At 71.0% G+C, this 17,049-nt stretch carries 19 protein-coding genes; 3 read left to right on the top strand and 16 right to left on the bottom strand.

Annotation, left to right across the window (positions count from 1 at the left end; all coding sequences use genetic code 11):
• Positions 1-195: 195 nt before the first annotated feature.
• A complete protein-coding gene (locus J7E93_RS07025) occupies positions 196-672 on the top strand; it encodes an SRPBCC family protein (protein ID WP_215066492.1) in 477 nt (158 codons plus the stop codon).
• Between the two features lie 3 nt (positions 673-675).
• Positions 676-2,244, top strand: coding sequence for an NAD(P)/FAD-dependent oxidoreductase (locus tag J7E93_RS07020; RefSeq protein WP_215066491.1), 1,569 nt, complete (start codon positions 676-678; stop codon positions 2,242-2,244).
• A gap of 109 nt (positions 2,245-2,353) precedes the next feature.
• Here J7E93_RS07020 and J7E93_RS07015 read toward each other — a convergent pair whose 3' ends face one another.
• The 5 genes from J7E93_RS07015 to rpsB all read right to left on the bottom strand — a co-directional run bounded on the left by J7E93_RS07015 (position 2,354) and on the right by rpsB (position 6,914).
• On the bottom strand, positions 2,354-3,451 hold the full coding sequence (locus tag J7E93_RS07015) for a phosphatidate cytidylyltransferase (RefSeq protein ID WP_215066489.1): 1,098 nt from the start codon (positions 3,449-3,451) through the stop codon (positions 2,354-2,356).
• Complete coding sequence (frr, locus tag J7E93_RS07010; RefSeq protein ID WP_215066487.1) at positions 3,451-4,008, bottom strand: ribosome recycling factor; 558 nt, start codon at positions 4,006-4,008, stop codon at positions 3,451-3,453. The genes J7E93_RS07015 and frr overlap by 1 nt, the downstream gene beginning before the upstream one ends.
• A gap of 95 nt (positions 4,009-4,103) precedes the next feature.
• On the bottom strand, positions 4,104-4,868 hold the full coding sequence (gene pyrH / locus J7E93_RS07005; RefSeq protein ID WP_215066485.1) for a UMP kinase: 765 nt from the start codon (positions 4,866-4,868) through the stop codon (positions 4,104-4,106).
• A 159-nt stretch (positions 4,869-5,027) separates the two neighbouring features.
• On the bottom strand, positions 5,028-5,873 hold the full coding sequence (tsf, locus tag J7E93_RS07000) for a translation elongation factor Ts (RefSeq protein WP_215066483.1): 846 nt from the start codon (positions 5,871-5,873) through the stop codon (positions 5,028-5,030).
• A gap of 123 nt (positions 5,874-5,996) precedes the next feature.
• On the bottom strand, positions 5,997-6,914 hold the full coding sequence (gene rpsB, locus J7E93_RS06995; RefSeq protein WP_215066481.1) for a 30S ribosomal protein S2: 918 nt from the start codon (positions 6,912-6,914) through the stop codon (positions 5,997-5,999).
• Between the two features lie 255 nt (positions 6,915-7,169).
• Between rpsB and J7E93_RS06990 the strand changes: the two genes are divergently transcribed.
• Positions 7,170-7,649 carry a murein hydrolase activator EnvC gene (locus tag J7E93_RS06990; RefSeq protein WP_215066479.1) on the top strand — a complete coding sequence of 160 codons (480 nt, stop codon included), beginning with the start codon at positions 7,170-7,172 and terminating at the stop codon, positions 7,647-7,649.
• A 75-nt stretch (positions 7,650-7,724) separates the two neighbouring features.
• Here the strand turns inward: J7E93_RS06990 and J7E93_RS06985 are convergent, their stop codons facing one another.
• The 11 genes from J7E93_RS06985 to lepB (J7E93_RS06935) form a co-directional block, all read right to left on the bottom strand.
• The gene (locus J7E93_RS06985) at positions 7,725-8,282 is read right to left on the bottom strand and encodes a TetR/AcrR family transcriptional regulator (RefSeq protein WP_215066515.1); all 558 of its coding nucleotides are present in this window, start codon (positions 8,280-8,282) and stop codon (positions 7,725-7,727) included.
• 53 nt (positions 8,283-8,335) lie between these two features.
• Complete coding sequence (gene whiG / locus J7E93_RS06980) at positions 8,336-9,172, bottom strand: RNA polymerase sigma factor WhiG (RefSeq protein WP_215066477.1); 837 nt, start codon at positions 9,170-9,172, stop codon at positions 8,336-8,338.
• 236 nt (positions 9,173-9,408) lie between these two features.
• A complete protein-coding gene (gene dprA, locus J7E93_RS06975) occupies positions 9,409-10,569 on the bottom strand; it encodes a DNA-processing protein DprA (protein WP_215066475.1) in 1,161 nt (386 codons plus the stop codon).
• Positions 10,566-12,179 (bottom strand): YifB family Mg chelatase-like AAA ATPase, encoded by a 1,614-nt coding sequence (locus tag J7E93_RS06970; protein ID WP_215066469.1) that lies wholly within the window; start codon positions 12,177-12,179, stop codon positions 10,566-10,568. Before J7E93_RS06970 ends, dprA begins: the two co-directional genes overlap by 4 nt.
• Positions 12,179-12,583, bottom strand: a complete 405-nt coding sequence (locus J7E93_RS06965) for a YraN family protein (RefSeq protein WP_215066467.1) — start codon at positions 12,581-12,583, stop codon at positions 12,179-12,181. Before J7E93_RS06965 ends, J7E93_RS06970 begins: the two co-directional genes overlap by 1 nt.
• 104 nt (positions 12,584-12,687) lie before the next feature.
• The gene (locus J7E93_RS06960) at positions 12,688-12,996 is read right to left on the bottom strand and encodes a DUF2469 domain-containing protein (protein WP_005311352.1); all 309 of its coding nucleotides are present in this window, start codon (positions 12,994-12,996) and stop codon (positions 12,688-12,690) included.
• Between the two features lie 55 nt (positions 12,997-13,051).
• On the bottom strand, positions 13,052-13,549 hold the full coding sequence (locus tag J7E93_RS06955) for an NUDIX hydrolase (RefSeq protein WP_215066465.1): 498 nt from the start codon (positions 13,547-13,549) through the stop codon (positions 13,052-13,054).
• Entirely contained in the window at positions 13,546-14,286 is a 741-nt protein-coding gene (lepB, locus tag J7E93_RS06950; RefSeq protein WP_215066464.1) for a signal peptidase I, read from the bottom strand. Before lepB (J7E93_RS06950) ends, J7E93_RS06955 begins: the two co-directional genes overlap by 4 nt.
• A gap of 63 nt (positions 14,287-14,349) precedes the next feature.
• A complete protein-coding gene (gene lepB, locus J7E93_RS06945; protein ID WP_215066513.1) occupies positions 14,350-15,267 on the bottom strand; it encodes a signal peptidase I in 918 nt (305 codons plus the stop codon).
• Positions 15,182-16,243 carry a signal peptidase I gene (lepB, locus tag J7E93_RS06940; RefSeq protein ID WP_215066462.1) on the bottom strand — a complete coding sequence of 354 codons (1,062 nt, stop codon included), beginning with the start codon at positions 16,241-16,243 and terminating at the stop codon, positions 15,182-15,184. Before lepB (J7E93_RS06940) ends, lepB (J7E93_RS06945) begins: the two co-directional genes overlap by 86 nt.
• Complete coding sequence (gene lepB / locus J7E93_RS06935) at positions 16,236-17,039, bottom strand: signal peptidase I (RefSeq protein WP_215066460.1); 804 nt, start codon at positions 17,037-17,039, stop codon at positions 16,236-16,238. Before lepB (J7E93_RS06935) ends, lepB (J7E93_RS06940) begins: the two co-directional genes overlap by 8 nt.
• Positions 17,040-17,049 lie beyond the last annotated feature (10 nt).

Below are 17,049 nucleotides of genomic sequence, written 5' to 3'. Positions count from 1 at the left end.
GCGGAAGCGGGAATCCGCACGCCTGACGACCCGTAGGACCCGACCTCTCCACCGACCGCACACAGCGCGCACATCTCAATCAGCAGCCAGGGCGCCCCGGAGAACCGGGCGGCCACTCCTGCGAAGCCACTGAAGGCAAGAACCCATAAGCCACACCCGGCCCTCCCGGGCCGACTAACAACTTACGGAGGACCCATGGCCGTACGACACCAGCTGATCCGCCGGAGCCCCGAGGCCGTCTGGGCCGTCCTCGCGGATCCTTCCCGCTACAGCGACTGGGTGGTGGGCACCTCGGACACGCAGCCGCTGGACGACGACTGGCCCCGGGTGGGGGCCCGGCTGCGGTACACGGTCCGGATCGGCCCGTGGTCGGGCAGCGGCGAGACGATCGTGCGCCGCTGCGCGCCGGGCGCCGAGCTGGAGCTGGAGGCCGCCGCCCGCGGCATCGGCACCGCCCGCATCGCGCTCGAGGTGCGCCCGTGGGGCGAGGAGACCCTGGTCATCTGTGACGAGCATCCGCTGCGGGGCCTGGGCGGCCGGTGGCACAACACCCTGTCCGACGCGGCGATCCAGCTGCGGCACCGGGGCATGCTCCCCCGTCTGGCCCAGGTCGTCGAGGACCGGCCCGACGAGGCCCGGACGGGCGGAACTCCGGCGGCCCGGGCGGTGTGACCGGTGCCCGACGCCGTGGTGATCGGAGCCGGTCCCAACGGCCTGGTCGCCGCCAACCTCCTCGCGGACGCCGGGTGGAGCGTCGAGGTGCTGGAGGAACAGCCCGGACCGGGCGGGGCGGTGCGCAGCGACCGGGGCGTCCACCCCGACTACATCAGTGACCTCTTCAGCGCCTTCTACCCCCTGGCCGCCGCCTCCCCCGTGCTCGCCCGCCTCGATCTGGGCCGCCACGGCCTGCGCTGGAGCCACGCCCCCCGGGTTCTGGCGCATCCCCTGCCGGACGGCCGCTGCGCGGTCCTCGCGCGGGACACCGACGTCACCGCGGCGGGACTCGACGCCTTCGCCGCGGGCGACGGACAGGCCTGGCAGGGGATGTGCGCCCTGTGGGAGCGGCTCGGCCCGGACATCCTGCGGTCACTGTTCACCCCCTTCCCGCCCGTCCTGCCGGCGCTGCGTCTGGCCACGCGCCTGCGTCCGTCCGCCGCGCTGCGGCTGGCGAGGAATCTGTCGCTGCCGGTGCGCCGCCTGGGCGAGGAGGAGTTCCGCGGGGAGGGGGGACGTCTGCTGCTGGCGGGCAACGCCCTCCACGCCGACCTGGCCCCCGAGGCGGCGGGCAGCGGAGGCTTCGGCTGGCTGATGTCGATGCTCGGCCAGAGCCACGGATTCCCGGTGCCGGTGGGCGGCGCCGGAGCGCTCACCGACGCCCTGGTACGCCGTCTGGCCGCGCGCGGTGGCGCGGTGCGGTGCGGGGAACGGGTCGTGACGGTGGTCGTACGGAAGGGCAGGGCGGTGGCGGTCCGTACGGTGGGCGGGGAGGAGGTGCCCGCACGCCGGGCGGTCCTCGCCGATGTGTCGGCGCCGGCACTCTACGGCCGACTGGTCGCTCCGGAGCACCTGCCCGACCGGCTGCTGCGCGACATACGGCGCTTCCAGTGGGACTTCGCCACGTTCAAGGTCGACTGGGCGCTCGACTCCCCCGTGCCGTGGACAGCCGATGCCGCGGCCCTCGCCGGCACCGTCCACCTGGCCGACGGAGTGGACGGGCTGACCCGCTTCGCCGCGCAGATCGCCATGGAGTACGTCCCCGAGGAGCCGTTCGCCCTCTTCGGCCAGATGACCACCTCGGATCCCCTGCGGTCACCGGCCGGGACCGAGTCGGCATGGGCGTACACGCACCTGCCCCAGAACATCCGCGGCGACGCGGGACCCGACGGCATCACGGGCGTCTGGGACGCCCGGGAACGGGACGCGATGGCGTACCGCGTCGAAGCGCAGGTGGAGCGGTACGCGCCCGGCTTCCGCGACCGCATCCTGGCCCGGCGGATCCTCGCCCCGCCGACGCTGCAGGCGATGGACGCGAATCTGCGGCATGGTGCCATCAACGGCGGTACGGCCTCGCTGCACCAGCAGCTGGTGTTCCGCCCCACCCCTGGCACCGGCCGCCCGGAGACCCCGGTCAGGGGCCTGTACCTGGCGTCGGCCTCGGCGCACCCGGGCGGCGGGGTGCACGGCGCGCCCGGCGCCAACGCGGCCCGGGCGGCTCTGCGCGGCCGCCTGCTCCGACGGAGATGACCGCAGGCCCCCGGAAGACGACGAAGGGCTCGCCGTCCGAGGACGGCGAGCCCTTCCGTACACCACCGCGGCGGCGGATCAGGTCGTACCGGCGAAGATCCGCGACGGATCAGGTCGTACCGACGAAGATCACGAGCAGCAGCCAGACCACCGGAGCGGTCGGCAGCAGCGAGTCCAGCCGGTCCATGATGCCGCCGTGCCCGGGCAGCAGCGTGCCCATGTCCTTGATGCCGAGATCCCGCTTGATCATCGATTCGCCGAGGTCGCCGAGCGTCGCAGTCGCCGCCACCGCGAGCCCGAGGAGCAGGCCCTGCCACCACGCGCCGCCGTCGATCAGGAACTCCATGCACAGCGCGCCCGCCGCCATCGCGAACGTCACCGCTCCCAGGAGACCCTCGCGGGTCTTCCCGGGGCTGATCCGCGGCGCCAGCTTGTGCTTGCCGAACCGCCAGCCGATCGCGTACGCGCCGGTGTCGCTGACCACGGTCAGCACCAGGAACGTCAGCACCCGCTGCGGACCGTCGTCCGCGGTGAGCATCAGCGCCACGAACGTCGCCAGGAACGGCACGTAGAACGCGGCGAAGACGCCCGCCGTGACGTCCTTCAGATAGCCCTCGGGAGGCTCGGTCATGCGCCACACCAGGACGGCGAGGGCGGTGAGGGCCATGGCGACCCAGGCGCCCTCCGCGCCGCGGACGTATCCGGCGACGACCATCGCGGCGCCGCCCACGGCGAGCGGGACGAGAGGTGCCTTGATGCCCTTGCGTTCCTGGAGACGGGAGGTGAGCTCCCACAGCCCGACCACGACGGCGACCGCTATGACGCCGACGAAGGCGGGCTTCCAGATGAACAGCGACGCGATGATGACGGCGCCGAGCCCGACCCCGACCCCTATGGCCGCACCCAGGTTGCGGCCCGCGCTCTTCTTCTGCGGAGGCTGCGGAGCCTCGGCAGGACGGGACGGGGTGGGCATGGGCTCCTGCGGATGCTCGTTCGGCGTCTCGTCACGGAACAGGGGACCGCTCGACGAAGCGGCCCCCCGGTCGTGATCGTCCTGGTGGTCGCCGGCGGGGACGTCGGGAACGATGGGCATGGGCCGAGTCTGCGCCGCCCGCAGCCCATCGTATGCGGGACCCGCCGGGGCAGGCCCCTGGTCGGGCCCCCAGTAGCCGGAACCGGCCGGGGCCCCCCAGGAAGAGTCGTTCATCAGACCTCGAGCAGCTCGGCTTCCTTGTGCTTGAGCAGCTCGTCCACCTGCGCGACGTACTTCGCGGTGGTGTCGTCGAGCTCCTTCTCGCCGCGACGGCCCTCGTCCTCGCCGACCTCGCCGTCCTTGATCAGCTTGTCGATGGTCTCCTTCGCCTTGCGGCGGACGGAGCGGATCGAGATCTTCGAGTCCTCGGCCTTGCCCTTGGCGACCTTGATGTACTCCCGGCGGCGCTCCTCGGTGAGCTCGGGGAACACCACACGGATGATGTTGCCGTCGTTGCTCGGGTTGACGCCGAGGTCCGAGTCGCGGATCGCCTGCTCGATGTTGCGCAGCGCGCTCTTGTCGAACGGGGTCACCACCGCCATGCGCGGCTCGGGCACCGAGAACGACGCCAGCTGATTGATCGGCGTGATGGCACCGTAGTAGTCGGCCACGATCTTGTTGAACATCGCCGGGTGCGCACGGCCGGTGCGGATCGCGGCGAAGTCCTCCTTGGCGACCACGACGGCCTTCTCCATCTTCTCCTCGGCCTCGAGGAGGGTCTCTTCGATCACCACTTGCTCCTGCGTGTCGTCGCGTCTTGTCCTGCACGGTGTACGACCGGCAGGGCTCTGTCCATCCCCTCGCGGGGAGGTACCCGGTTTCAGGCTCAGGCCCGGGTGCCCTGGTCGCTCACGAGAGTGCCGATCTTCTCACCCTTCACCGCGCGCGCGATATTGCCTTCGGCGAGCAGTTCGAAGACGAGGATCGGAAGGTTGTTGTCCCGGCACAGGGTGATGGCGGTGGCGTCGGCGACCTTGAGGTCGCGGGAGAGCACCTCGCCGTATTCCAGTGCGTCGAACTTGACCGCGTCGGGATTGGTCTTCGGGTCGGAGTCGTAGACCCCGTCCACGCCGTTCTTGCCCATGAGCAGGGCCTCGGCGTCGATCTCCAGGGCCCGCTGGGCGGCCGTGGTGTCGGTGGAGAAGTACGGCATGCCCATACCGGCACCGAAGATGACCACGCGGCCCTTCTCCAGGTGGCGCACGGCGCGCAGCGGGATGTACGGCTCCGCGACCTGGCCCATGGTGATGGCGGTCTGGACTCGGGAGTCGATGCCTTCCTTCTCCAGGAAGTCCTGGAGGGCGAGGCAGTTCATCACGGTGCCGAGCATGCCCATGTAGTCGGAGCGCGCCCGGTCCATGCCGCGCACCTGCAGCTCGGCGCCGCGGAAGAAGTTGCCGCCGCCGATCACGACCGCGATCTCCGCTCCGTCGCGGACGACGGCGGCGATCTCGCGCGCGATTTTGTGCACGACGTCGGGGTCGACGCCGAGTGCGCCGCCGCCGGCGAATGCCTCACCGGACAGCTTCAGCATGAAGCGGCCGGCCTTTTTGCCGTGGATGTCGTCGCCCTGTGCGGCGCCCTGGTTCATGGAGATCTCCTCGTGCACATACGACGAAGGCCATTGCCGATGGGTCCTTGCGGTTTCCCCTACGGCAATGGCCTCCTCGTCAGATCTGCGGTCGTCCTGCGCCGAGCGCGGACAACTGCTTCAGACCCTACCGGGGTCCGGTGTCCGTCGCGTACGGACTCAGATGCCGACCTTGATGCGCGTGAAGCGCTTCAGGGTGACACCGGCCTCGTCCAGGATCTGCTGGACCGACTTCTTGTTGTCGAGCGCGTACGGCTGGCCAAGGAGCGTGGCGTCCTTGAAGAAGCCGTTGACGCGACCCTCGACGATCTTCGGGAGCGCGGCCTCGGGCTTGCCCTCGGCGCGGGTGGTCTCCTCGGCGACGCGACGCTCGGTCTCGACGACCTCGGCCGGAACGTCCTCACGGGTGAGGTACTTCGGCGCGAAGGCGGCGATGTGCTGCGCGACACCCTTGGCGATCGCCGCGATGTCGTCGGTCGCCTTGTCGAACTCGACGAGAACACCGATCTGCGGGGGCAGGTCGGGCATGGTGCGGTGCATGTAGGCCGTGACGTAGCCGTCGGCGTACTGCGCGAAGCGGTCGAGGACGATCTTCTCGCCGAGGTTGGCGTTGGCCTCGTCGACGTACGCCTGGACCGTCTTGCCGGGCTCGATCTCGGACGCGAGCAGCGCCTCGAGGTCGGCCGGGGAGGTGGCGGCGACGTGGGCGGCGAGCGCGTTGGCGACGGCCTGGAACTTGTCACCCTTGGCGACGAAGTCCGTCTCGCACTTCAGCTCGACGAGGACACCGGAGGTGTTGTCGTCGGCGATGACGGAGACGACGGCGCCGTTCTCGGCAGAGCGGCCCTCGCGCTTGGCGACGCCCTTCTGGCCCTTGATGCGCAGGGCCTCGACGGCCTTGTCGACGTTGCCGTCGGCCTCGTCCAGAGCCTTCTTGCAGTCCATCATGCCGGCGCCGGTGAGCTCACGGAGCTTCTTGACGTCAGCGGCGGTGTAGTTCGCCATGAGTCTGAGTTTCTCTCTCGAAGTCTGAAAGATCTACGGGTGGACGGCGGGGGCTTCGTGGGCCCCCGCCGTCGTCATCCGAACCATCCGAAACAGCCTGGCCGGTGAAGGCCGGGCCGTGGATCAGGCCTGCTCGGCCTCGGCGGCCGGAGCCTCGGCCTCAGCGGCCGGGGCCTCGGCGGCGGGCGCCTCGGTCTCGGCGGCGGGCGCCTCAGCGGCGGCCTCGGCCGGCTTCTCGGCCTCGACGGTCTCGTCGGCCTTCTTCTCGCCCTCGAGCAGGTCGCGCTCCCACTCGGCGAGCGGCTCGCCCGCGGCCTTCTCGCCCGGCTTCGAGTCGCCGGTCGCGGCGCCGGAGCGGGCGATGAGACCCTCGGCGACGGCGTCGGCGATCACGCGGGTGAGCAGGGTGACGGAGCGGATCGCGTCGTCGTTGCCCGGGATCTTGTAGTCGACCTCGTCGGGGTCGCAGTTGGTGTCGAGGATCGCGACGACCGGGATGTGGAGCTTGCGCGCCTCACCGACGGCGATGTGCTCCTTCTTGGTGTCGACGATCCAGACGGCGCTCGGCACCTTCTGCATCTCGCGGATACCACCGAGGGTCTTCTCCAGCTTGGCCTTCTCGCGGGAGAGGACCAGGAGCTCCTTCTTGGTGAGACCCGAGGCGGCGACGTCCTCGAAGTCGATCTGCTCGAGCTCCTTGAGGCGCTGCAGACGCTTGTAGACGGTGGAGAAGTTGGTGAGCATGCCACCGAGCCAACGCTGGTTGACGTACGGCATGCCGACACGCGTCGCCTGCTCGGCGATGGCCTCCTGGGCCTGCTTCTTCGTACCGACGAACATGATGGAGCCGCCGTGCGCGACGGTCTCCTTGACGAACTCGTAGGCGCGGTCGATGTACGACAGCGACTGGAGCAGGTCGATGATGTAGATGCCGTTGCGCTCGGTGAAGATGAAGCGCTTCATCTTCGGGTTCCAGCGACGGGTCTGGTGACCGAAGTGGACGCCGCTCTCCAGCAGCTCCCGCATCGTGACGACGGCCATGGCCGTATCTCCTTGGTTTTCTCGGTTATGTCCTGACGCCCCGACGCGCCGTGCCACGAGGGACCGAAAAGGCGCTGCCACGACCTGTGAGGGTGGTGGCGGGGCGTGCGAAGTCGACCCGGTGACCCGGATCGCCATAGGAAGTGTACGGGACCCGGGGGGCACCGGGTGACGGCGCTGTCCACAACCGGCCGGTAGTCCACAGATCTCGACCACCACCCGCACGAACCGGTCGTCCACGGCAGCGTGAGCCCCATGAACCTCACGACTCTGCTGCTCGCCCTCACCCTGGTGTGGCCCGTGGGCCCACCGCGCCCGGACATCCTCCGCGGCTGGGAACCACCCGCCGGGCCGTACGCACCCGGCCACCGCGGTATCGACCTCGCGGCGCCCCCGGGCACCCCGGTCCACGCCACGGCGTCCGGCGTGGTCACCTTCGCGGGCCCCGTGGGCGGCCGGGGCGTCCTCACGATCACCCTGCCGGGGACGGGCAGCCCGCCCCTGCGCACCACCTACTCCCCCGTGACACCCCAGGTCCCGGCCGGCACCGCGGTCACCCGCGGCCAACAGGTCGCCACCGTCCCGCCCCCGGCCGCGCCCCGGCCCGGCACCGACCCGCACTGCGCGAGGTCCTGCCTCCACTGGGGCCTCCTGAGAGGCGACACCTACCTCGACCCGCTGCTCCTCCTCCACCGGGGCCCCTCCCGCCTCCTCCCGGTGACGGGCGTGCCCTAGCGGCGACCCGACGAACGGAGGGCGGGGAGGTGGGGGCGGAGGGTGGGAGGGCGGGGGCGGGGAGGGTGGGGGGGATCAGCCCCGGACGCCCCTGAGCGCCATGGAGACCGCGGCCTCGGCGATCCGGTCCGGCTCCTCCGCCGCTCCGAGCTCGATCCGGCGCACAGCCGCGTCCACGACGCCCTGGACGAGCATCGCGCCGAGGCGGGGCTCGCTCTGGCCGAGTTCGGCGAGGGCGTCGACGATCATGGCGACGAGGCCGCCGTGCGCGGCGCGGATCTTCTCGCGGGCGCCGTCGTCCAGTTCGCTCGCCGAGATGGCGACGACGGCCCGGTGCCGGCGGTCGCCCACCAGCTCCAGCTGCTTGCGGACGTACGCCTCGACCTTGCCCTCGGCGTCGTCAGCCCGGGCCATCGCCGACTCGACCTCCGCCGCCCAGACGGGGAAGTCGACGGCGCACAGCTCCTCGACCACGGCCGCTCGGGAGCGGAAGTACTCGTACACCGAGGAGCGGGCCAGGCCCGTTCGCTCGGCGAGGGCGGGGAAGGTCAGCGCCTCCGTACCGCCTTCGGACAGCAGGGATCGCGCGGCGTCCAGCAGGGCGCCGCGCTGCATCGTCCGGTGCTCGGCCACGGAGGCCGCTCGAATCCTGGGCACGGCTCCACTGTACGACCGGCCTCGCGGCGTCAGCGTCCTACATCGGCCAGCTTGGCCCGCAGCTGGAGGACCGATTTGGTGTGGATCTGGCTGACGCGGCTCTCGGTGACGCCGAGGACGTGGCCGATCTCGGCGAGGGTGAGTCCCTCGTAGTAGTAGAGCGTGACGACGGTCTTCTCGCGTTCGGGGAGTGTGTTGATGGCCCGGGCGAGAAGCCGCCGCAGTTCGCGGCCCTCGGCGACCTCGACCGGGTTGTCGGCGGCGGTGTCCTCCAGGGTGTCCATGAGCGAGAGCCGGTCGCCGCCCTCGCCGCCGACGTGGAGCAGCTCTTCGAGTGCGACGACGTTCGCCAGTGACAACTGGCTGAAAACGGCGTGCAGTTCCTCCAGCGCGATGCCCATCTCGGCGGCGACCTCGCTCTCCGAGGGGGTCCGCCGCAGCTGCGCTTCGAGGGTGGCGTAGGCCCGCTCGACGTTGCGTGCCTTCTGGCGCACGGAGCGGGGGATCCAGTCGAGGGCACGGAGTTCGTCGATCATGGCGCCGCGGATGCGGGTGATGGCGTACGTCTCGAACTTGATCGACCGCTCGACGTCGAATTTCTCGATGGCGTCGATCAGTCCGAAGACGCCGGAGGAGACGAAGTCGGCCTGTTCCACATTGGAGGGCAGTCCCACGCTGACGCGGCCGGCGACGTACTTGACGAGGGGCGAGTAGTGGAGGATCAACTGCTCCCGCAGCCGCTCGTCGCCCGTCGCCTTGTACGACCGCCACAGCTCGTCGAGCGATGTCGGTGCGGGCGGTCGCACGGTGCCCCGGGCTGCTGGGGGCACCGCAGCGCGGTCAGACCCGGAGGTGTGCTGGGGCATGCGTTGCCTTGAGCCGTTCTGCTGTGGAGTGTGTCGGGATACGTGTCCTGCGGGGAGTTCTGGTGAGCGTAGCGTGACTGGACCGTCGCGGTGCGCGAACCTCTGCGGATCGCGCCGGTACGGGTGGGTGCCCTCGGGCACACCTTCGAACCCGTGCCGTGACGCGTGGCCCCTCGGGTGCGGTCGAGAACACTCGATCGTTCATCGGCCTCACCTTTTCACCCGAATGCTGCAGGTCAAGAACCGCCTCGCCGCGCGTTCGACCCATCGGTGGGGGTGTTCGTCAACCGCCAGTGGTCCCCTTGCCGTTCGACGAACCCGAGGGAGTGGAGTTCGTACAGCCGGGCGAGGGTGTCGTCGGGGCTCGTTCCGGCGCGCTGCGCGAGGGTGCGTACGGAGGTGGGGTGGCCGGCGGGCAGGGCTTCGAGGATGTGGGCGGCGGCCGGGTCGAGGAGGTCCCTGGGCAGGACGGGTCCGCGGCGGGGTGGGGCGAGCTGGCCCATGTCGCCGATGAGTTCGACGACTTCCGCGGCGTCGGTGACGAGGGTGGCCTCGCCGCGCAGGAGTTCGTGGACGCCTGCCGAGAGGCCGCTGGTGACGGCGCCGGGGACGCCCATGGTGTGGCGGCCGAGGCGTTGGGCGCCGCGGGCGGTGACGAGAGAGCCGCTGCGGTATTCGGCCTCGATGACGACGGTGCCTCGGGTGAGGGCGGCGATGACGCGGTTGCGGAGGATGAACCGGCTGGGTGTGGGGTGCGTGCCGGGCGGCAGCTCTCCGACGAGGAGGCCTTGTTCCGCGATGCGGCCGATGAGTTCGGTGTGGCCGCGGGGGTAGGGGGTGTCGACGCCGCAGGCGAGGACGGCGACCGTGGCGCCCTGGGCGGCGAGTGCGCCGCGGTGAGCGGCGCCGTCGATGCCGAAGGCGGCGCCGGAGACGACGACCCAGCCGCGTTCGGCGAGTCCGGAGGCGAGGGTGGTGGCCATGTGGGCGCCGTAGGGGGTGCAGGCGCGGGCGCCGACGAGGGCGACGGAGCGCAGGGCCCAGGTGCGCAGGTCGGCCCGGCCGCGGATCCAGAGGCCGATGGGGCGGGCGTCGCCGAGGTCGTCGAGTTGCCGGGGCCATTCGGTGTCGCCGGGTACGACGAGGCGGCCGCCGAGCCGGTCGATGGTGTCGAGGTCGCGCAGGGGGTCGGCGTCCGTGGCACGCCGTCGCCAGCCGTCGACCCGTTTCGCCCCGGTGCCGGGGAACGGTTCGGTGTCCGGGGGGCGCGGGTCGTGGAGGCGTTGGAGGAAGCCGGTGGCTCCGTACCGGCGGAGCCAGCGGCCGGCGTGTTCGTCGCCCGGTTCGACGATGCGGGTCAGTGCGGCGCGGGCGATGCGTTCGTCCTGGGCTGTCATGTCCGCTCCCCCGCTGCTACGGGTACGCCGCGGGTGATGCCGGTGCGCAGTTCGAGGGCGAGGTCGACGTCGTGGGCGTCGGGGCGGTCGTGTCCGGCAAGGTCGGCGATGGTCCAGGCGACGCGGAGGACCCGGTCGAGGCCGCGTGCGGTGAGCAGTCCTCGTTCGATGTCGCGTTCGGCGGCGGCGAGGGCTCCTGGGCCGACGAGGTAGCGGGTGCGCAGTTCGTGTCCGGGGATTTCGCTGTTGACGGTCCAGGGGGTGCCGGTGAGGCGGGCGGCGGTGCGTGCTCGTGCTTCGCGGACGCGGTCGGCGACGGTGGCGGTGGTTTCGCCGCGGCCGCCCTGGCCGAGGAGGTCGGAGCGGGTGACGGGTTCGGCTTCGACGCGCAGGTCGATGCGGTCGAGGAGGGGTCCGGAGAGTCGTGCCTGGTAGCGGCGGATGAGGGAGGCGGGGCATTCGCATCCGGCGCCGTGGAGGGTGTGTCGTCCGCAGGGGCAGGGGTTGGCGGCGAGGGCGAGGAGGAAGCGGGCGGGGAGGCGGACGACTCCGGCGGCGCGGGCGACGACGACGTGTCCTGATTCGAGGGGTTGGCGCAGGGCGTCCAGGGCTTTGCCCGAGAATTCGGGGGCTTCGTCGAGGAAGAGGACGCCGCGGTGGGCGAGGGAGACGGCGCCGGGGCGTGGGAGTCCGTTGCCGCCGCCGACGAGGGATTGCATGGTGGCGGAGTGGTGGGGGGCGCAGTAGGGGGCGCGGCGGACGAGGGGTTCGCCGGGCGGGAGGATGCCGGCGACGGAGTGGACGGCGGTGACTTCGAGGGACTCCTTGCGGGTGAGTGGGGGGAGGATGCCGGGGAGTCGTTCGGCGAGCATGGTCTTTCCGGCTCCGGGTGGTCCGGAGAGGAGGAGGTGGTGGCTGCCGGCGGCGGCGACTTCGAGGGCTCTGCGGGCGCCGTGTTGTCCGGCGACGTCGGCGAGGTCGGGTCCGTCGAGGGGGTCGGCGGCGAGTCCGGTGCCGACGCCGGCTCCGGGGACGAGGAGTCCGGCGAGCATGGCGTCGGGGCGGCCTTCTTCGGCGGGTTCCTCCTGGGGGACGGGTTCGTCGGTGAGGACGGCGATGAGCTGGCGCAGGCTGCGGACGCCGAGGACGGAGATTCCGGGGACGAGGGCGGCCTCGCCGGCGGTCTGTTCGGGGACGACGACCTGTTGGTAGCCGGCTTCGGCGGCGGCGAGGACGGCGGGCAGGACGCCGCGGACGGGCCGTACGCGGCCGTCGAGGCCGAGTTCTCCGATGAGGACGAGGTCGGCGATGACCCTGGGGTCGATCCGTTCGGCGGCGCCGAGGACGGCCGCGGCGACGGCGAGGTCGAATCCGGATCCGCCTTTGGGGACGGAGGCGGGGCTGAGTCCGACGGTGAGTTTCTTCTGGGGCCATTCGGCGTCGGAGTTGACGATGGCTGCCCTGACGCGGTCGCGGCTCTCGCTGAGGCTCTTGTCGGGGAGGCCGACGAGGGTGAAGGCGGCGACTCCGGGTTCGAGGTCGGCCTGGACCTCGACGACGACTCCTTCGACTCCGACGAGGGCGACGGAGCAGGTGCGGGCGAATCCCATCAGGCCACCCCTTGGGCGTGGGTGACGACGGGTGCGCCGCGGCGGGGCAGGAGGATGCCGATCAGGTCGATGCGGACGCCGCCGGGGGGTGGTGGTCCGCCGTGGCGGTCGAGCCAGCAGGCCGCGAGCCGTTTGAGCCGGTCGGCCTTGGTGGGGGTGACGGCGGCCATGGGGTGTTGGAAGGCGCCTTCGCGGCGGGTCTTCACTTCGCAGATGACGAGGGTGTCGCCGTCGCGGGCGACGATGTCGATCTCTCCTGCGCGTCCGCAGCGCCAGTTCCGTGCGAGGACGGTCATCCCGGTCGCGGTGAGCCGGCGGACGGCCAGCCCTTCTCCGTAGGTGCCGAGGGCGTTCTTCGCCAGGGCGGGCTGTCGTGGTGCGTCGTGCTGGGGCTTCGTGGTCATCGGTACCACCTCCGGCACCGACTGTGACGCCTTGCGACGCTCCGCGTCGGGCGCTGTGGACGGATGGGGTGCTGTGGAGAAGCGCCTCACCCGTCCGGGTGGTTTCAGCTGCCGGGAAGCTCCAGGTCGCTCTTGTTGAGCTCTTCGATGTTCACGTCCTTGAAGGTGAGGACGCGTACCTGCTTGACGAACCTCGCCGGCCGGTACATGTCCCAGACCCAGGCGTCGGCCATGGAGACCTCGAAGAAGACCTCGCCCTGGACCGAGTGCACCTGCATCTCGTAGTCGTTGGTGAGGTAGAAGCGCCGCTCGGTTTCGATCACGTATTTGAACAGCCCGACGACGTCGCGGTACTCCCGGTAGAGCTTCAGCTCCATCTCGGTCTCGTACTTCTCGAGGTCCTCGGCGCTCATGGCATGTTCCCCTTCAGCCGTGCGTCCCCCCATTGTGCGCCAGTCGCTCGCACCCCTAGGCGATTTCCGGGGCGAGAACCACCGGTGCACTCGGAGGTCCCTCGTCGAGCAGCCTGTGCAGCAGCTCGGCGAGTCTGGTCGGGTACACCGTCTCACGGGCCGCCGACAGTTCGGCGGAGGTCCACCACCTCAGCCCCGCGACGCTGCGTGCCTCCAGCTCGGTGAGGCCGGCGGGAGCGGTCTCGGTGCGGGTGGTTCGTGCCAGGTAGTACCACTCGTCCTGGTCCCAGCGCCGTCCGTCGAAGGGGAAGGAGCAGATTCGCTGCCAGAGGACCGGGCCGAGTTCTACGTCGGTGATCCCGGTCTCCTCCGCCAGTTCGCGCAGCGCGGCCTGTTCGCGGGTCTCGTCGCCCTCCAGGCCGCCGCCGGGGGTGAACCACCAGGTCTGGTCCGGGTCGTCGGGCTCGTACCCGTGCAGGAGGAGGATGCGGTCGTCGGGGTCGAGGAGGATGACCCGTGCCACGCGCCGTAGCTCGGTCTTCTGGTCCGTCACGCGTTCACCGGCTTCCCGCGGGATCGGGACCGTCCGGTCAGGAGCCGTGCGACCGGTCCTTGGGCGGCTCCCGCCAGGATCAGTACACACCCGGCCACGACGGCGTAGAAGAGGGGCTCCACGGGCCCGGGGCGTGAGGTGCCGCCCGGCAGTGCCGTGAAGCCCGCCGGGCGCTCGACGACGTGGTTGTCGGGCCAGGCGACGGCGTCGACGCGGGCGGTGACCGCGGAGCGGGGGACGGAGCCCTGGCCGGCTTCCTGGAGGTGGACGCGGGAGTCCAGGGAGTTGTGTCGCTCGTCGCCGAGGAGGAAGAGGTTCCCGTCCGGCACGGTGGCGGAGAACTCCTGTCCGGAGGCCGGGGCGCCGGGCCGCAGATACGGTTCCTCGACGGGCTTGCCGTTGAGGGTGAGCCGCCCGTCGGCGTCGCAGCAGGCGACCTTGTCGCCTCCGACGCCGACGACGCGCTTGACCATGGGCACGTCGCCCCAGAGCGGGTCGTTGAAGACGACGATGTCGCCGCGGCGCACCTCGTCGCCGTCGATCCGCTGGGCGAGGACCCGGGAGCCGACGTCGAGGGTGGGGGTCATCGAGTCGCTGGGCACGGTGTAGGGCTGGTAGAGCACGGCTCCCCAGGCGAATCCGCCGAGGAAGAGCACACAGCCGACGGCCACGACCAGCCCCGACAGCACGCTGCCGAGGCGGCCGCGGCCGCCGTCCGTTCGTATGGTTCCGCTCATCCCAGCGCTCCCCACCTCGGAGGTCGGTTCGACGATCTGGGACGGCACCCTACCCGCGCCTTGCTACTGGGCGGTATGCCGAGAGGTGAGCCTCTTCCTTCGCCACAGGACGAGCGGCAGGGCGCCGGCCAGTCCTGCCGCACCCGGGGCGACGGTCATCGCCTGGCTGAGGCCGGGCTGGTCGAAGACGTCCGGGACGGGGAGCGTCGCCCAGCGGGTCACGGGCCAGGCCACCACGATCGCGCGTCCGACGACGCCGTCGTTGGAGACGGTGCCGCCTCCGGCGAGGTTCTGGTGGTAGCGGGAGTCCAGCGAGTTCTGCCGGTTGTCGCCCATCACCCAGATGCTGCCCTCGGGGATGGTGATCGGCCCGAACGGCTTGTCGCCGCAGGGAGTGGAGCCGGGGTAGATGTACGCGGTCTCGTCGAGCGGCTTGCCGTTGAGCACGACTTTGCCGCCCTCCTTGCAGGAGACCGTGTCGCCGCCGACGGCGATGACCCGCTTGATCAGGTCCTTCTCCTCGGCCGACGGCATCAGGCCGATGAAGCTGAGGAACTTCTGCACCACGTTCGGGTCGGGGGTGGGCTCGCCCTCCAGCCAGCCGCCCGGGTCGTGGAAGACGACGACCTCGCCGCGCTCGGGCTCGGAGCCGAACCAGGGGGTCAGCTTGTCCACCAGAACCCGGTCGCCACGCTGCAGTGTGTTCATCATCGAGTCCGAGGGGATCGAGAACGCCTGCACCAGGAAGGTCTTGATCAGCAGCGCGAGCAGCAGCGCGATACCGATCAGCAGTGGCAGTTCCTTCCAGAAGGAGCGGGGCTTCTTCGCGTCCTTGCCGCTCTGCCCGGTCTCGCCCTCGGCGTCCGCGGGGTCGGCGTCCTGCCGGCCGGGGGAGTCATCCCTCATGGCCACCGACGACTCGCCGTGCTGGTCGGGCCTCTCCTCGGGCTCGTCGTGTCCGGATCGTGCGCCGACGGCCACATCCCCCACATCCACTCCTCAGTCCGTGCATATGCCTGCCCCAGAACAGGGACAGGCCCATCACTCCCATAACGAGCGGGAGTTCCGCAGGGGTCGGGAGCCAGGGCAATCCGTTCAGATTCCGCGAGGACACACTATGCGACGCGCCGAGAGCGGACGCAGCGCCCGAACGGCCGTCCGGTACGGACGTGTACGTCTCACGTTCCTCCAGGCGGCGCCAGTGGCCCACGGGCCACCCGATGAAGACGGCGCGGCCCACGACCTCCTCCTCGGAGACCGTTCCCCGGTCCTTCTCGTCGAGGTGGAAGCGGGAGTCGGCGGAGTCCGAGCGGTGGTCGCCCATCACGAAGATCCGGCCCGGGGGCACCTTCACCTCGAACTTGATCTTCGAGGGCTCGTTCCCCGGGTGCAGATACGGTTCGTCGAGGGGGACGCCGTTGACGGTGATCCGTCCCTTCGCGTCGCAGCACCTGACCGTGTCGCCACCGACCGCGACGACCCGCTTGATCAGGTCGCGCTCATCGGCCGAGGGCAGCAGTCCGATGAAGGTCAGGGCCTGCTTGACCTGCTTGACGCCGACGGGATCGTCGGCGGGGGGCGCGGTGTCCTTCTGGAGCCAGTTTCCGGGGTCCTTGAAGACGACGACGTCGCCGCGCTGCGGCTCGGCGCCGAACCAGGGCGTCAGCTTGTCGACCAGGACCCGGTCGTCGATCCGGATCGTCTGCTCCATGGAGCCGGACGGGATGACGAACGCCTGGACGAGGAAGGTCTTCAGGACCAGCGCGATCAGCACGGCGACGGTGATCAGGAGCGGGATCTCCTTGACCGCGGAGCGCTGCCGTCGGCGTTTGACCTTGCGGGCGAGCCTGCGCCGTTCCGCCCGGCCGGGCAGCGGCCGGGCGCCGTCCGTGGGCCGGGAGCCGGTGGGGAGCCGTGTGTCGCCGCGCTGTCCGGCCGGTTTGCCGCGGTTACCCATGGCGCCCCGCCGCGGGAGCGGGTACGGCGTCGAAGGCACCGGTCGCCGGTACGACGGACCAGCGGCCGAAGGGCCAGGCGATCCAGTCGGCCCGTCCGACGACCTGCTCGACGGGCACCATGCCGCCGCCCGGCTGCCCCAGGTGGTCACGGGAGTCGCTGGACTGGCTGCGGTGGTCGCCCATCACCCAGAGGGTGCCCTGCGGTACGACGATGTCGAAAGGCACCTTCGAGGCCGCGTCGCCGAGCAGGACGTACCGCTCCTCGACGGGCACACCGTTGACGGTGAGCCGGCCGTTCCCGTCGCAGCAGACGACGCGGTCGCCTCCCACGCCCACCACGCGCTTCACGAAGTCGGTCTCGGCCGGCTCGGCGAGGCCGAGGGAGGCGGCGGCGCCGCGCAGCAGACCGGTGACCGGGTTCTGCTCGGCGGGCTCCTGGAGAAACGATCCGGTGCCGTCGAAGACGACCACGTCACCGCGGCGCGGCTGATCGCCGAAGCGGTACGCCAGCTTGTTGACGAGGATCCGGTCGCCGACCTGGAGCGTGGGCTCCATGGAGCCGCTGGGGATCAGGAACGGCTGCATCACGAAGTGGCTCAGGAGCAGCAGGAAGACGACGCAGACGCCCCCGACGGCGCCTGTACGGCGCCAGGACCACACGGCGGCGGCTTCGTGCCGGTCGTCCTCGGGCTCCGTCGAAGGGCCCGCGTCAGGGCCGGAAACGCGCGCGGAGCGCGACCGCTCCTCCGTCTCGGAGGAGCGGTCGCGCTCCGTGTGCTGTGCTTCGGTGTCCATCGGGGGCTGA

Origin of the sequence: Streptomyces sp. ISL-36 (assembly GCF_018614205.1) — a bacterium.
Lineage (GTDB): Bacteria > Actinomycetota > Actinomycetes > Streptomycetales > Streptomycetaceae > Streptomyces.
The sequence above is the reverse complement of the archived record's forward strand: the minus strand, read 5'-3'. Positions and strand labels throughout refer to the sequence as shown.

Coding starts and splice junctions, on each gene's coding strand:
- dprA (WP_215066475.1), bottom strand. CDS start 10,569: ATGACAGCCCAGGACGAACGCATCGCCCGCGCCGCACTGACCCGCATC.
- J7E93_RS06970 (WP_215066469.1), bottom strand. CDS start 12,179: ATGGGATTCGCCCGCACCTGCTCCGTCGCCCTCGTCGGAGTCGAAGGA.
- J7E93_RS06960 (WP_005311352.1), bottom strand. CDS start 12,996: ATGAGCGCCGAGGACCTCGAGAAGTACGAGACCGAGATGGAGCTGAAG.
- pyrH (WP_215066485.1), bottom strand. CDS start 4,868: ATGAACCAGGGCGCCGCACAGGGCGACGACATCCACGGCAAAAAGGCC.
- whiG (WP_215066477.1), bottom strand. CDS start 9,172: ATGCCCCAGCACACCTCCGGGTCTGACCGCGCTGCGGTGCCCCCAGCA.
- J7E93_RS07025 (WP_215066492.1), top strand. CDS start 196: ATGGCCGTACGACACCAGCTGATCCGCCGGAGCCCCGAGGCCGTCTGG.
- lepB (WP_215066464.1), bottom strand. CDS start 14,286: ATGAGCGGAACCATACGAACGGACGGCGGCCGCGGCCGCCTCGGCAGC.
- J7E93_RS06990 (WP_215066479.1), top strand. CDS start 7,170: ATGAACCTCACGACTCTGCTGCTCGCCCTCACCCTGGTGTGGCCCGTG.
- lepB (WP_215066460.1), bottom strand. CDS start 17,039: ATGGACACCGAAGCACAGCACACGGAGCGCGACCGCTCCTCCGAGACG.
- rpsB (WP_215066481.1), bottom strand. CDS start 6,914: ATGGCCGTCGTCACGATGCGGGAGCTGCTGGAGAGCGGCGTCCACTTC.
- J7E93_RS07015 (WP_215066489.1), bottom strand. CDS start 3,451: ATGAACGACTCTTCCTGGGGGGCCCCGGCCGGTTCCGGCTACTGGGGG.
- lepB (WP_215066462.1), bottom strand. CDS start 16,243: ATGGGTAACCGCGGCAAACCGGCCGGACAGCGCGGCGACACACGGCTC.
- tsf (WP_215066483.1), bottom strand. CDS start 5,873: ATGGCGAACTACACCGCCGCTGACGTCAAGAAGCTCCGTGAGCTCACC.
- J7E93_RS06965 (WP_215066467.1), bottom strand. CDS start 12,583: ATGACCACGAAGCCCCAGCACGACGCACCACGACAGCCCGCCCTGGCG.